Here is a 12,254-nt window from a genome sequence, read left to right as displayed (position 1 = left end):
CAAGGTGATTGCACGGCACCTTACAGCCTTGGTGCATGCATCCCCTCAGGAAGTTGCTGCGACAGGTGCCGTTGACGCTTCGGCGTGATCCGGTCGGGCCGGTCCACTCAGAGCTCGCAAAGCGTTTACAATCACCGCAATATCGATCCCCTCCTGCAGAAGAGCGCCAGCGACCGGAGTGATGTACCCAAAGGCTGCAAACACCATGGCGATACCGGACAACACCAGCCCGACAACGATACTCTGCAGCGCGATATCTCTGGTACGTCGCGCGATCATCACCGCATCGGGCACGCGATCGATCCGATCGACCAGGATCACCACGTCCGCCGCTTCCGAGGATGCAGTCGCCCCGCGTGCGCCCATGGCGATCCCGATGTCGGCTGCCGCCAGCGCCGGTGCGTCGTTTATGCCATCCCCGACCATCATCGTCGGTTGGCGCCGCTGTTCAGCCGACACGGCCTCGAGCTTGTCTGCCGGGCTGCGATCAGCATAGACTTCGTCGATGCCGAGCGAAGCTGCGACCGCATTGGCGGCAGTAGTGTCGTCGCCGGTGACCATGATGATACGGGATATTCCCGCCGCGTGAAGCCGTGCCAGTGCAGCCGGCGCTCCTTGACGGATCGCATCCGCCATCAGCAGGAACGCGACGATGCTGCCGTCCACCGACACATAGATTGCAAGCCCGGAGCTTGCCTCTTGAGCTGCAGCGGCCGATCGCGCCCAAGGTGGCGCTTCCTCGTCCGCAAGCACCAGGGCGCGGGAGCCGGCGCGGATATATCTGCCGTCGACAAAACCCTCCAATCCCGAGCCCCGAAATTCGCGTATGGCTGACGGAGTTGAAAGCGGCATCCCCTTTGAACGCGCCAGCGCAACGAGGGTCTCTGCCAGAACATGGTGCGAGGCCTGCTCAAGCGATGCAAGAAGACGAAGCGTTTCGCCAGCATCGACATTCGGCGCTGTCTTGTAAACGGTAAGCCTTGCGCCGCCTTCGGTCAACGTCCCCGTCTTGTCGAAGATTGCCGTGCGCACAAGTGCCAGTGCCTCCAGCGCTGAGCTGCCCTTCATCAGGATACCGGCGCGCGCCGCGCGCGAAACACCGCCGATGAAGGCAACCGGTGCGGCAAGAATGAGGGGGCAGGGTGTGGCGACAACGAGAACCGCGAGTGCCCTGATGCGGTCACCCGATAGCCACCAGGCGAGCCCTGCAACCAGAAGCGTCGCCGGCAGAAGCAATAGCGCGAAGCGATCTGCCATTCGGATGAACGGTGCCTTGGCCGTCTGAGCGTCTTCGACCATGCGGACAATGCCGGCATAGGTGCTCTTGCTGGCGGGGGCCGAGGCGCGATAGTTGAAGGCTTCCCCGGCATTGACGGTTCCGCTTCTAAGTTGGTCGCCCTTCAACCGCGTTTCCGGCAGCGGCTCACCGGTGACGGCGGACTCATCGAGCTTGGCATGCTCATTGAGGAGATGTCCATCAACGGGCAATAACTCGCCGGCTCTCACCAGCAATTCGTCGCCCGTGATGATCTCTTCAGCCGCAATATCTGTGACTTCACCGTCAGTCAGCTTGTGGGCAAATCGAGGTGTGCGGTCACGAAGTGAGCGCAAGTCGCGCTCGGCCTTGCCGCGTGCATAGTCCTCCAGGAGATTTCCACCTGTATACATCATGGCGACCACCGTGCCCGCCAGCGGCTCTCCCATGGCTATTGCGGCAATCATTGCAACGAGCGCTATCGCATCCACCCCTAGCCGCCCTGCCAGGAAGTCGCGCACCATCGTGATGGTGAGCGCGACGACGACGGGAACCGTCGCCGCGCTCCAGATTATGTTTGGTGCCAGTGCCAAACCGTACCATTGCGCTAGAAGGCCGCCAATCGTCCCGACAAGGGCGATCGCCAAGAATGTCAGGTGGATCAAGCCAGTGTTCATGCCGCTGCGCACCTCCTCTGTCACAACTGCGGGTAAGAACCACTGTGCCACAATCTGGTGCAACCGCGAACGTAACTCCTCACGGGCTGCGCAAGCCTATGGGTGAGAAGCGAAGCAGGGTCACGGTACCCCGGCACCTCCAGGGCGCGCTTTCATAGGTCGTCAACGCGCCATGAGCACTGGCACGGTTGCCGTTTCCAGCATCGATTGGGTCACGCCACCAAAAACCCGTTCACGCATTCTGGAATGGCCATAAGCGCCCATGACGATCAGATCCACTGAAGCATCCTGGGCATATCTATTAAGCACCTCGCAGATGCTTCTCCCCTCGCTTGGCAGCCGCAAGACGTCAACCGAGATGCCGTGGCGAACAAGATATCCTGCAACGTCGGCACCGGGCTCTTCGCCATTGCGACCGTAGCTGGCACTCGGATCGACCATGGTCACATAGACCTCGTCGGCACCGGCTAAAATGTCCAATGCCTCACGAGCCGCCCGCGCAGCCTCGAAGCCGGAATCCCAGGCAAGAACGACCTTCTTCGGAGCGAGCGTCGCCGCCTTTCCTTTTGGTATGATCAATACCGGCCGCGCCGATTGAAAAAGGGCCCCGTCAATCACGCGCGAACGCAGTTCCGGATCTTCTATCAGGCCATCGCCGACAAGCGTGAGATCCGCATAGCGCGCGCGCCCTCCGATTTCATCGTCTGCCCAGGCAACTTCCGTATACATCGTGGTGACATCGAACGAGCTTATTATAGGCTCCAGGACCGCTGTCGCCTTTTCCGCAGCCTCCTGAAGCCTGGTCATATCGCGTTGCCGTCCATCGAGCCAATCGACCGAGACCGCAGCTGCGTAGTCGCCGATCGGCGGAGGTGCGGCAAGTTTGACGATCAACACGGAGAGATGCGCGCCTGTTGATGCGCAGATGTCGGCAGCAGAACGCAGGCTCCGTTCCCCGTGAGGGATGCCGACTATGGCGAGAATGGTCTTATAACTCATCGCAGTTTCTCCCGACGATCTGCCCAAGGGCCAGTGCGGTGCAATCTAGCTTGCGCAAGGATGTCCGCATTGACCGGTATCAACAACGATGCGCCATAAGAGGATAATGTCGCTGATACGGGCAACCGTGTGCCGGGACTTCTTCATCTTCGCGACTGAGGCGACCAGTTGAACATGGTCCGTGCGCTGTCACAAAACCATGGCCGCTGCCAAACATTCCAAGGGGTGGAAACGAATGGAAGAGCTTGTATCGCGGCTCGGGATCGCCTTGGCCATTGGTTTGCTCGTCGGGCTGGAACGCGGCTGGCGCGAGCGGGATGCGCCGGCTGGAAGCCGAACAGCAGGTATTCGAACCTTTGGAATTGTAGGTCTGCTTGGAGGCGTCTTCGCAGCTTTGTCGAAGGAGTACGAACAAGGCATCATCTTTGCTGCCGGATTTATTGGCTTCGCCTTCAGCTTTTGCTGGTTCAAAGTGAGAGAAGCCACACACGATGGAGACTATAGCGTTACCGGCGTCGTTGCCGGGTTCTGCGTATTTGCGCTTGGCGGCCTGGCAGTGTCGGGCGACTATCGTGCCGCTGGCGCAGGCGGTGCCGTTTTGGCCGCAATCCTGTCGAGCCGCGATGTGTTGCATAGCTTGCTCCAACGCTTGTCCTGGGTGGAACTGCGTTCGGCGCTGTTGCTCGCCGTCATGACGGCGGTCATTCTGCCGCTGCTTCCGGATCGGCCGATTGACCCTTGGGGTGGTTTCAATCCGCGCGCAGTCTGGTTCTTTACCGTTCTGAGTGCGGTGATTTCCTATTGCGGATACATCGCTATTCGCTTGTTGGGCACAACAAAAGGTCTGATCGTCAGTGGCCTTGCGGGTGCACTCGTTTCGTCGACAGCGGTGACGGTAAGTTTCGGACAAAAGGCTGCAAGCGGCGAGGAACCGTCGTCCTTGGCAGGCGCCGCAATGCTGGCCGCGACCGTGTCGTTGCTGCGTGTATTTGTTCTGGTGCTGGTGCTCGCGCCTTCATTAGCCGGTGGACTGATTGCGACCATTGCACCTGCGGCTTGTGTCTTTGCGCTCTTCGGCGCCATTTTGCTGGCGAGGGGCGACTTGCGAGAGAATTCCCATGTCGCCGCCCATAATCCCTTCGAATTAATGCCACTCCTGGTTTTCGCCGGGATGTTTGCTATTACAATGACGCTTAGTGCAGTTTTGGCCAATCGGGTCGGCAATGCCGGGTTCCTCATTGTCTCCGCCGTTTCAGCGCTCTTTGATGTGGATGTATCGGTCCTTAGTTCTCTGCGCCTCCTTGGCCATTCCGTCGGTGCAGAGATCGTAACGTCTGGGGTTCTCGTAGCGCTTGTCTCGAATGCGTTTGGGCGGCTTGTGCTCGCGGCTATCGCTTCGCCGGTCGCGTATTGGGGCCGGCTGGCTCTCGCCACTGTCTTGGCGGTGAGCGCTGGTGCAGCTGCTTACGCCTTGATAAGCTAGAGTTGTCGAAGTCGGCGAGACCACACAAACAAGGCTCATCGTTCTATGTGCCAGGGTGCAGTTCGCGCCGGACTAAAACCAACGTCGGGTCATCGGGAAACTGCGTTATCTGAAAACCCATCTCCAACTCTAGTGTGATCGCGGAGCGGTTCGCGCGACTTTCGACACATTGGATGCTCTTTAGCTGACGACCCTCGGCATAGCGCGCCACATGGGAAAGCAGTTCCCAGCCGATGCCGAGATGTTTGTGGTCTGACCGCACGGAAAGTGCGACTTCTCCATGACGAAGGCTTTCGTCGATGGCCAGAGAACCGACCGCCACAAGCAGATTGCTCGGTGACAAGGCGAGAAAATTGACAACCATGGGATCGTCCGCGCACGTCATCGCCTTTAGCCGTTCATGCGATACGTCCTTCATGCCAGACAAAAAGCGGAATGAAAGGTCCTCCGGCGTGACATGGGCGAAGAAGTCGGCGACAAGCGCTTCGTCTTGAGGAACCGCGCGACGAACGCGAAGGTGTAGCCCCGACCTGGTTGTCAGATTTGCCTCGATATCACTGGTGTTGTGCATGACCGTGTCCTTTTCAAGTAGGGCATTTCCGCTTGGCACCGCCCAATGAGGGTGATCTTTTGGGCCGACCCGAAACCTATCGCATTTAGTCTTGTCCATCGATTGTACGGCCAGCCACTAGCGGTTGATTGACCGACATCAACGACCGACACCGGACATCAGCATTTTCTCAAGCCAATCAAGAAGCGGTAATTGACCGATGCTGATCTTTTCGCGCGCCTCGGTAACCGTGAACCAATCGGCGCGGTCCACTTCGGGAAATTGCTGGATGCGCCCACTTCGCGGTGGCCATTCGAGGTCGAACAAATTGCTGTGAAGGCGTGACGTTTCGAAATCAATGGCTGCGGCAAAAGCCACGATGAGCTTGCCGCTTTTCTGACGGCACTCTCCAAGCAGCGTCAGGGGCACGGTCAATGCTTGACCGGTTTCCTCCTCGAATTCACGTCGCGCGGCAGTTTCGGCGGCCTCATCAGCGTTGTATTCGCCTTTCGGGATGGACCATGCCCCTTGATCGCGATTGCTCCAGAAGGGGCCGCCAGGATGCACCAGCAGGACACGAAGGACGCTTCGGTCAAACTTGTAGGCGAGGACGCCGGCGCTCCTTCTCGGCAATTCGATACTCTTTCCTATAAGGGTCTGCGATCACCGCTTTGATCATCAACAAGCAGTTGGTCCTCGACCACCGTAACGCCAGTGGCCGACCAGGCTGCCCTCTCAACCAAGGCTCGCTCGCGAAGCGTGCGCACACTGCCGCTCAACGTGACCTGTCCTCCCGAGGTCTTGATGTGGACGTCCTCTGCATCAATTTCGGTGTTTCGTTTCAGGGCATCCTCGATCTCTCGCGCCATGGCAAATCGGTTGACGTTCGGCCGGATCTCGAGCTGATTGCTGATACCGGTGACACCCGCGAGTTGACGCACCGCGTTTTCGGCGGCGGTGCGTTGAAAGTGCCAATCGACCGTGCCTTCAAGTGTCACGAACCCATGTCTGACCGTCACATCGATATCGTCCGGCCTGGACACCGCGGCCGCCCATTCAAGTACGGCCAGCACGCGGCTGGCGATCTCGTCGTCCGCGGTTTTCTTGTGTTCGGGCAGGCGAACCTCAAGCTCCTGGGCAATCGCCCTCACGCCACGCATATCGCGAACGATCCTCTCCACGGCGTATTTCTCAACGAAGCTGGCAACATGACCGCTCAACGTGACGATGCCTTGATCCACAGCGACACCGATACCGGCTGCATGAACGCTTGGCTCATATTCAAGTTCATCGAGAATGTCTTGCCGCAGAATGAGGTCGTTCATTGTCTCGTCCTCAGTTTGTTTTCGCAGCAGCAATATTACAATCATCGCACCCGCCGTCATTGAGCGGCGTCAATGCAAGGCTTCCAGTCTGTCGCCAAGCTCGACGCGAAAACGGGCGACCTGGAAGGGAAAGGCAATGTTTGTCAGGGAAATGTCCCATTACGAATGCTTCAGTGTTGTCTGCGCCTCCCGCATCGGTCGCCTAGCCTGTTGCAGAAACGACGAGCCTTATGCCGTGCCGATCTACTACTCCATCGCGGGCAATTGCCTCTACAGCTTCTCCATGCTGGGCAAGAAGATCGAGTGGATGCGAGTGAACCCAAAGGTGTGCGTCCTGGTGGAGGACGTCGTGAGTTCACGCGAGTGGCGCAGTGTTGTGATCAACGGGATTTTTCAGGAACTCTCGGCGGAAGGTCACTGGCGTCGAGAGTATATTCATGCGTGGTCACTGCTAGAGAAGCACGCAAACTGGTGGGAGCCCGGCGGGCTGAAACCCGCTTCGCCCGAGATATCAACCGTTTACCAGCATCTATTCTACAGCATAGTTATCAGCGCCATGACGGGCAGGGACGCATGTGACCAGGACAGGTGAGATCTTGCGCGCGAACGCAGTCAAGCGTCGAGGAGTTTGCGCAGCCTGATCTCCAATTCACGTGCCGTATAGGGCTTCGCCAACCACTCCTCATCGCCGGACAGATGGCGGCTCGACAGCGTTGGCTCGGCGTAACCGGACGAGAATAGAACCTTGATATCCGGTCGGAGTGCCCGTGCACGATGTGCTAACTCATCGCCTGTCATGCCTCCCGGCATGATAACATCCGTGAACAGGAGCGAAACTTCCGGGTGTCGGGATAGGAGAGTGAGTGCTTCTGCGCCGGTCCCTGCCTCAATGACGGTGTAACCAGCCTGAACAAGACGCGCTACGGCAACCCGACGCACTCGGGGTTCGTCTTCGACCACAAGAACTGTCTCATGACCCGGAGTAAGCTGCACCTCGATCTCGCCTTTGTCCGCGCCGATGGGGGTCTCCTGCCTCGGTGCAGCTGGTAGGAAGAGGCGAGCGCAGGTGCCCTGTCCAAGCTCGCTGTCGAGTTGAATGTGGCCCCCTGATTGTTTGATAAAGCCATAGACCATACTCAAGCCAAGGCCGGTTCCGGCACCAACGGCCTTGGTGGTGAAGAAGGGCTCAAAGGCATGCTGCTTTACCTCTTCAGTCATGCCGACGCCAGTGTCGGTTACGGAAATGAGGATGTACTGCCCCATGCGCGCCTGTGGGTACATTTGCACATACTCACGGCTAAGCGTGGCGGCGGATATCTCAATACTGACGCGACCGCCGTCGGGCATGGCGTCGCGCGCGTTGAGCGCCAAATTCAGAAGAGCGTTCTGTAGCTGAGAAGCATCAACCAGGGCAGCGTTGCCGACCCCGGTGGTCGCCGTGTGTAGCTCGACGGTCTCACCGAGTGTTCGAGCGAGCAGCTTGGCGAAGTCTGAAACTAATTCACCGATGTCGACAACTGTCGGGTTGAGCGGCTGCCGCCGTCCAAAGGCTAGCAGTTGTGCGGTAAGCTTGGCGCCGTCTTCGGCGGCAGCTTGGGCATCCCGGACATGATCGAGAAGTCGTTTGTCGGTTAGGCGGGCTTCAAGCATCTCAAGATTGCCTGTGATGATCGTCAGCAGGTTGTTGAAATCGTGCGCCAAGCCCCCAGTCAACTGGCCTACCGCCTCCATTTTTTGAGCTTGCCGGAGTTCCTCTTCTATGCGCTGGCGACTTGTGAGGTCGCGTATGAAGCCGGTAAAAATGCGTCTTTCGTCCGATACTGCCTCGCCCACCGACAGTTCCATGGGGAAGGTCGATCCATCCTTGCGCAGGCCTGTCACGACCCGACCAATGCCTATTATTCGACGTTCGCCGGTCTGCAAATAATGCTCGATATAGCGATCGTGCGCATCGCGGTCCGGTGATGGCATCAGCATTCTGACATTCAAGCCACGAACGTCGTTCTCTGTGTAACCAAACAGGTTTTCGGCCGCTGCGCTGAACGATATGATCCGCGCATTTTCATCGATGACGACCATGGCTTCAGGCACAGTCTGCAGGATCGAACGGAGATGAGCCTCCCTGGCGGCAAGTTCTGACTGCGCCCTTCTAAGGACGGTTACATCGGTATCCGTTTGGATAAAACTGCCAACCGTATCGAGCCGGACCCATCTTGTCGCCACGAATACGAAGCATCCGTCACGGTGTGTATGCCTGAGTTCGCCGCTCCAACTCCCCGTTCCGATCAACTGGCTCCGAATTGTTGCCTGGGGCACTGGAAAAACAGTGGCGAGCAAATCGCTCGACATTCTTCCGACGGCCGCGGCGCGCGACCAACCATAGAGTTGTTCGCATCCTTTGCTCCAATGGCTAATAGTGCCATCGCTTGCGTGAGCGATTACATTCGCGTCGTCGAGGACGGCCATGATTTGATTGATGCGATTGTCTGTCATGATTGCTCGTCTATCGGCACCGCGAGCGCAGCTCTTCGTCAGGCATTTGCTGGCAGGCGGCGCTTGTTGGTCGTCGTTGGCGCGGAAGCGGCCTCAAGGTCTTCGCCCCTGGCGATCGAGCGAAGGGTCTCCATTCTCAAGATAGTAATGATATGTCGGTCTGGAACAGCGACAATACCGTGGCTAACGAGTTTGGTCGTCGTGCGAGAAACCGTCTCGATCGTCATGCCAAGATAGTCCGCGATATCCTGCCTGGTCATTGGGAGATTGACCTCCACATGCTGTCCAATCTGTCGGTTCGCCATGAGAAGGAGGAAGCTTGTCAATTTCTCATCGGCGCTTCGACGTGAAAGCAAGACGGTCTGATCCTGTGCCGCCGACATTTCATCGCAAAGTTTCGAAAAGATCATCTCCCGCAACTTGGGTTGCCGAGCGATCTCGCCTTCGAAAAGATGGCGCGGAAATCGCCGCAGCGCGACTTTCGTAACGGCTTCGACGGTGTAGATATACTTATCCTTGAAGGAGACCCCGACGAGATCGCCAGGCTTCAGGAAGCCAACAATGACACGGCGTCCGTCACGCAGCAGCCGAAGTGCTCTCAGCATACCCTCGGCAACCTCGAAGACCTGCGTGGCCTTGTCGCCTTCCCAAAAAATCGTCCGGCCCGATGCGACGCTCTCAGCCGGTTGGTCGACGAACAGAGATGACAGGTTAGCCGCACAAGCCGTTGCGTCGTGGGTAGAGATGCGTTTTGTTGGCTGCACGCTGCTCAGTTGCATGCTCATCTGGCATCCTCCAATTGCTGCGATCGCAAGAGTTGGGTCGGATGGGTGACGCGCCGACGACAGCCGTGCTAGACTCTGTTCGAATATGTGACGGATTGTAACTGTGCTCGAGCGGATTAGCCGCTGACAAGGTGCTTCAAAATGCTTTCTCGCAAGCAGCCGGAGCATGTCCTTATTGTCGATGATGACGACAGAATTCGCCAGATGCTTTCTCGGTACTTCGAAGACGAAGGGTACGGAGTGAGCGTCGCCGGCGACGGCCAGGCGATGCGCAGTTGCCTGTCGCGTGGCGGCATCGACATCGTCCTCCTCGACATTGTCCTACCCGATTCCGATGGTTTTGCCTTGGCCCGGGATCTTCGCAAAGAGTCAGACATCCCGATCATCATGTTGACCGGTCGCAATGACGTGATCGACCGCATCGTCGGGCTTGAACTTGGTGCTGATGACTACATTGCCAAGCCCTTCCACCTTCGAGAGTTGCTTGCTCGGGTGAAGGTCGCGTTGCGCCGCCGCTCACCTGTCGCCAGCAGGCAAATCGAAGGTCGAAATCATGAGGTTTTTTGCTTCGAAGGCTGGCGCCTGGATACTGCGCGCCGGGAACTGTTATCGCCCGCGCGAGAAGAAATTCGTTTGACGACCGGCGAGTTCGAGATGCTTTGTGTCTTCGTCAAGCATGCGGGCCGCGTGATGGGGCGGGAGCTCTTGATGGACCTTACGCGTGGCCGCAATCTTGAAGCGTTTGATCGTACCATCGATGCTCAGGTGGCGCGATTGCGCCGCAAGATAGAGGACGATCCTGCACATCCGTCGCTGATCAAGTCGGTAAGGGGGGTTGGGTACGTTTTCAGCGCCCGCCCCGAGCGGCAATAGTCACAGGGCAACCGGTATCACAACACCGTTCCTGGGATTGGGACCATTGTCTGGCCATAGGCCTGGATCGATGCTTGCCACAATGATGTATCTGCAGTTGTCGGCGCGCGCCATCGCCATCAAGTACCCCATCAGCGCTTTGGAAACGCCGGCAGTGTCTGACACGGTTGCGACCACGAATACGGGCACGTCGAGGATATGCCCATAACCCGCATCGTTTCCCGGATAGGCGATACTGAGGCCTTGGATATAGCCGAGGGGGTTTTCGACGGTAATCACGTCACGTGGAGAGGAGGAAATGAAGCGACGATTAAACTGGCGGTTGCAAAAGCTTCGCCACTGCTCCAGATCGACCGGGTAGTCGACGGCTTCAATCAGGCGATATGCATGATCGACCTGATGACGTTTGATACGTCCAACGAGATATGCCATCGCCATTTCCAGCTCCCTGTCCGAACGTCGCCGTTCTCGCGACACGCACATCGGCACGCTTGCTAGGTTGTCTCCAAGACGTGCTCGACCCTCAACCCTCTCGTGCCAAAGAGACCGACCTACCCATTTCGCCTGTCCAGTGGAGGATTGACCAAACTGCGCACATGATCATTGACGCCCGTCAAAGCTCGAAAATTGGCAAGGTGGCTGGCGTGCGGTTGTTTAACGCAGGTAGCGCCGATCGGTGAGGGCGAGGCCAACAAGGAGCGGAACAGAGCAGTGACTTCTATTACGGACGCCTCGGTGTCGTGTTTCGCACGCCAGATTGGGAAGATTTCGTGCAACTCACTTTGGGCAACGGAGCCGCGCCTTTGGGCGAGTGCGGCGTCATCGCGTCGTTGATTTCTGAAGCGGGTTGGTTCTGCAGTGCCGTATCCTGCCAGATGCGCAAATCGCTTCGGCGATCTCGATTGCTGAATTCTTCTTTATTCGTGGACGAGTTGAGGAGACACGCAGCAATTGCAAGCGACGCTCTACCATTCGAGCAGGCTGAGGCTATGGAGAATAATCTGCAGACCAAGTGCGGCCTGGGTAACGCCGAGAACCACAGCCAACACCTGAAGCGAAGTTCCAATCCATCTCAGAATGGTCTCCGCGAACATCATCGCCGCCCAGTCCATAACCAGGATCAGCAATACGATCGCAGCCAGGGTGAGTCCTTCCGTCTGGTGTCCACCCGACAAAGTTGCGAAAACGATGACGGCGGCGATACCATAGGGCGTTACGATTGTCGGAAATGCAAGGGGGTTAAGGGCGAGTTTCAGGTCGGGCTTTTGCCCCGCTTCAGTCACATGATCCGGCATGTTGACGGATTGTTGCAAAACGGTTCGCAGAGCAACGAGAAACAAGATGATGCCGCCAGTCATCGCCAAGACGGGCAATGATATTTCGAAATTCTCCAGCATGGTGCGCCCAAGCAAACCGGCGATTGCCAGGGCGGCAGCCGAAAAGAGGATCGCCCTGGTGGCCATCCGGCGTCTTAAGCGGGGGTCGCAGTTGGTGGTGATTGCGACGAAGGGCATGAGAATCTTGATCGGGCCAAGCATCAGAAAGAGCATGAAGAACATCTTTCGCGCGCCGAACTCAACGTCTGGCATGCCTGCTGCGAGCGATGATTGCGCAAAGGATTGCGCCGGCATACAGGCGAGAACGAATGCGAGAGTAGGGAGCAGGCGGGTCGCGCAGCGTAAGGCACGCGACTGGGGCATTTCGCAATGAATTGACGTGCGTGACCGCATGCGATCGGCGTAGACGGTGACGAATATACAGTTGAACCTGCTCCACCACGTCGCCATAGGTCGGTCTCCTGTCCGACTACACTC

12 protein-coding genes are annotated in these 12,254 nt (G+C 57.9%); 3 read left to right on the top strand and 9 right to left on the bottom strand.

Features of this window, described 5'->3' with window-relative positions:
• Window positions 1–45 precede the first annotated feature (45 nt).
• Entirely contained in the window at window positions 46–1,932 is a 1,887-nt protein-coding gene (locus tag HT585_RS13760) for a heavy metal translocating P-type ATPase (RefSeq protein ID WP_176353475.1), read from the bottom strand.
• 162 nt (window positions 1,933–2,094) lie between these two features.
• Complete coding sequence (locus HT585_RS13755; protein ID WP_176353474.1) at window positions 2,095–2,931, bottom strand: universal stress protein; 837 nt, start codon at window positions 2,929–2,931, stop codon at window positions 2,095–2,097.
• A gap of 235 nt (window positions 2,932–3,166) precedes the next feature.
• Between HT585_RS13755 and HT585_RS13750 the strand changes: the two genes are divergently transcribed.
• Entirely contained in the window at window positions 3,167–4,414 is a 1,248-nt protein-coding gene (locus HT585_RS13750) for an MgtC/SapB family protein (RefSeq protein WP_176353473.1), read from the top strand.
• A 43-nt stretch (window positions 4,415–4,457) separates the two neighbouring features.
• Here the strand turns inward: HT585_RS13750 and HT585_RS13745 are convergent, their stop codons facing one another.
• From HT585_RS13745 to HT585_RS13735, 3 genes are all read right to left on the bottom strand, one after another.
• Complete coding sequence (locus HT585_RS13745; RefSeq protein ID WP_210270413.1) at window positions 4,458–4,985, bottom strand: GNAT family N-acetyltransferase; 528 nt, start codon at window positions 4,983–4,985, stop codon at window positions 4,458–4,460.
• A 138-nt stretch (window positions 4,986–5,123) separates the two neighbouring features.
• On the bottom strand, window positions 5,124–5,597 hold the full coding sequence (locus HT585_RS13740; protein ID WP_176353472.1) for an NUDIX hydrolase: 474 nt from the start codon (window positions 5,595–5,597) through the stop codon (window positions 5,124–5,126).
• A 14-nt stretch (window positions 5,598–5,611) separates the two neighbouring features.
• The gene (locus tag HT585_RS13735; protein ID WP_176353471.1) at window positions 5,612–6,289 is read right to left on the bottom strand and encodes a BON domain-containing protein; all 678 of its coding nucleotides are present in this window, start codon (window positions 6,287–6,289) and stop codon (window positions 5,612–5,614) included.
• Between the two features lie 136 nt (window positions 6,290–6,425).
• On the opposite strand from HT585_RS13735, the gene HT585_RS13730 reads away from it, so the two are divergent.
• The gene (locus HT585_RS13730; protein ID WP_176353470.1) at window positions 6,426–6,881 is read left to right on the top strand and encodes a pyridoxamine 5'-phosphate oxidase family protein; all 456 of its coding nucleotides are present in this window, start codon (window positions 6,426–6,428) and stop codon (window positions 6,879–6,881) included.
• A gap of 20 nt (window positions 6,882–6,901) precedes the next feature.
• On the opposite strand, the gene HT585_RS13725 is transcribed toward HT585_RS13730, so the two are convergent.
• Together HT585_RS13725 and HT585_RS13720 are read right to left on the bottom strand one after the other, a co-directional pair.
• On the bottom strand, window positions 6,902–8,782 hold the full coding sequence (locus HT585_RS13725) for a hybrid sensor histidine kinase/response regulator (RefSeq protein WP_176353469.1): 1,881 nt from the start codon (window positions 8,780–8,782) through the stop codon (window positions 6,902–6,904).
• A gap of 38 nt (window positions 8,783–8,820) precedes the next feature.
• On the bottom strand, window positions 8,821–9,567 hold the full coding sequence (locus HT585_RS13720; RefSeq protein ID WP_176353468.1) for a Crp/Fnr family transcriptional regulator: 747 nt from the start codon (window positions 9,565–9,567) through the stop codon (window positions 8,821–8,823).
• Between the two features lie 141 nt (window positions 9,568–9,708).
• On the opposite strand from HT585_RS13720, the gene HT585_RS13715 reads away from it, so the two are divergent.
• A complete protein-coding gene (locus HT585_RS13715; protein WP_176353467.1) occupies window positions 9,709–10,440 on the top strand; it encodes a response regulator in 732 nt (243 codons plus the stop codon).
• On the opposite strand, the gene HT585_RS13710 is transcribed toward HT585_RS13715, so the two are convergent.
• Both HT585_RS13710 and HT585_RS13705 read right to left on the bottom strand, forming a co-directional pair.
• The gene (locus HT585_RS13710) at window positions 10,441–10,872 is read right to left on the bottom strand and encodes a hypothetical protein (RefSeq protein ID WP_246707681.1); all 432 of its coding nucleotides are present in this window, start codon (window positions 10,870–10,872) and stop codon (window positions 10,441–10,443) included.
• A gap of 533 nt (window positions 10,873–11,405) precedes the next feature.
• Window positions 11,406–12,227: a MarC family protein gene (locus tag HT585_RS13705; protein ID WP_246707680.1), complete on the bottom strand. Its 822-nt coding sequence runs from the start codon at window positions 12,225–12,227 to the stop codon at window positions 11,406–11,408.
• Window positions 12,228–12,254: the final 27 nt, after the last annotated feature.

Source organism: Ensifer oleiphilus, from assembly GCF_013371465.1.
In the GTDB taxonomy this organism is placed as follows: Bacteria; Pseudomonadota; Alphaproteobacteria; order Rhizobiales; family Rhizobiaceae; genus Ensifer; species Ensifer oleiphilus.
This window is presented reverse-complemented; position numbering and strand designations above follow the sequence as displayed.

Bases quoted from the DNA above. Each gene is read 5' to 3' on its own strand.
- HT585_RS13760 (WP_176353475.1), bottom strand. From the start codon at position 1,932: ATGAACACTGGCTTGATCCACCTGACATTCTTGGCGATCGCCCTTGTC.
- HT585_RS13755 (WP_176353474.1), bottom strand. From the start codon at position 2,931: ATGAGTTATAAGACCATTCTCGCCATAGTCGGCATCCCTCACGGGGAA.
- HT585_RS13750 (WP_176353473.1), top strand. From the start codon at position 3,167: ATGGAAGAGCTTGTATCGCGGCTCGGGATCGCCTTGGCCATTGGTTTG.
- HT585_RS13745 (WP_210270413.1), bottom strand. From the start codon at position 4,985: ATGCACAACACCAGTGATATCGAGGCAAATCTGACAACCAGGTCGGGG.
- HT585_RS13735 (WP_176353471.1), bottom strand. From the start codon at position 6,289: ATGAACGACCTCATTCTGCGGCAAGACATTCTCGATGAACTTGAATAT.
- HT585_RS13730 (WP_176353470.1), top strand. From the start codon at position 6,426: ATGTTTGTCAGGGAAATGTCCCATTACGAATGCTTCAGTGTTGTCTGC.
- HT585_RS13725 (WP_176353469.1), bottom strand. From the start codon at position 8,782: ATGACAGACAATCGCATCAATCAAATCATGGCCGTCCTCGACGACGCG.
- HT585_RS13720 (WP_176353468.1), bottom strand. From the start codon at position 9,567: ATGAGCATGCAACTGAGCAGCGTGCAGCCAACAAAACGCATCTCTACC.
- HT585_RS13715 (WP_176353467.1), top strand. From the start codon at position 9,709: ATGCTTTCTCGCAAGCAGCCGGAGCATGTCCTTATTGTCGATGATGAC.
- HT585_RS13710 (WP_246707681.1), bottom strand. From the start codon at position 10,872: ATGGCATATCTCGTTGGACGTATCAAACGTCATCAGGTCGATCATGCA.
- HT585_RS13705 (WP_246707680.1), bottom strand. From the start codon at position 12,227: ATGGCGACGTGGTGGAGCAGGTTCAACTGTATATTCGTCACCGTCTAC.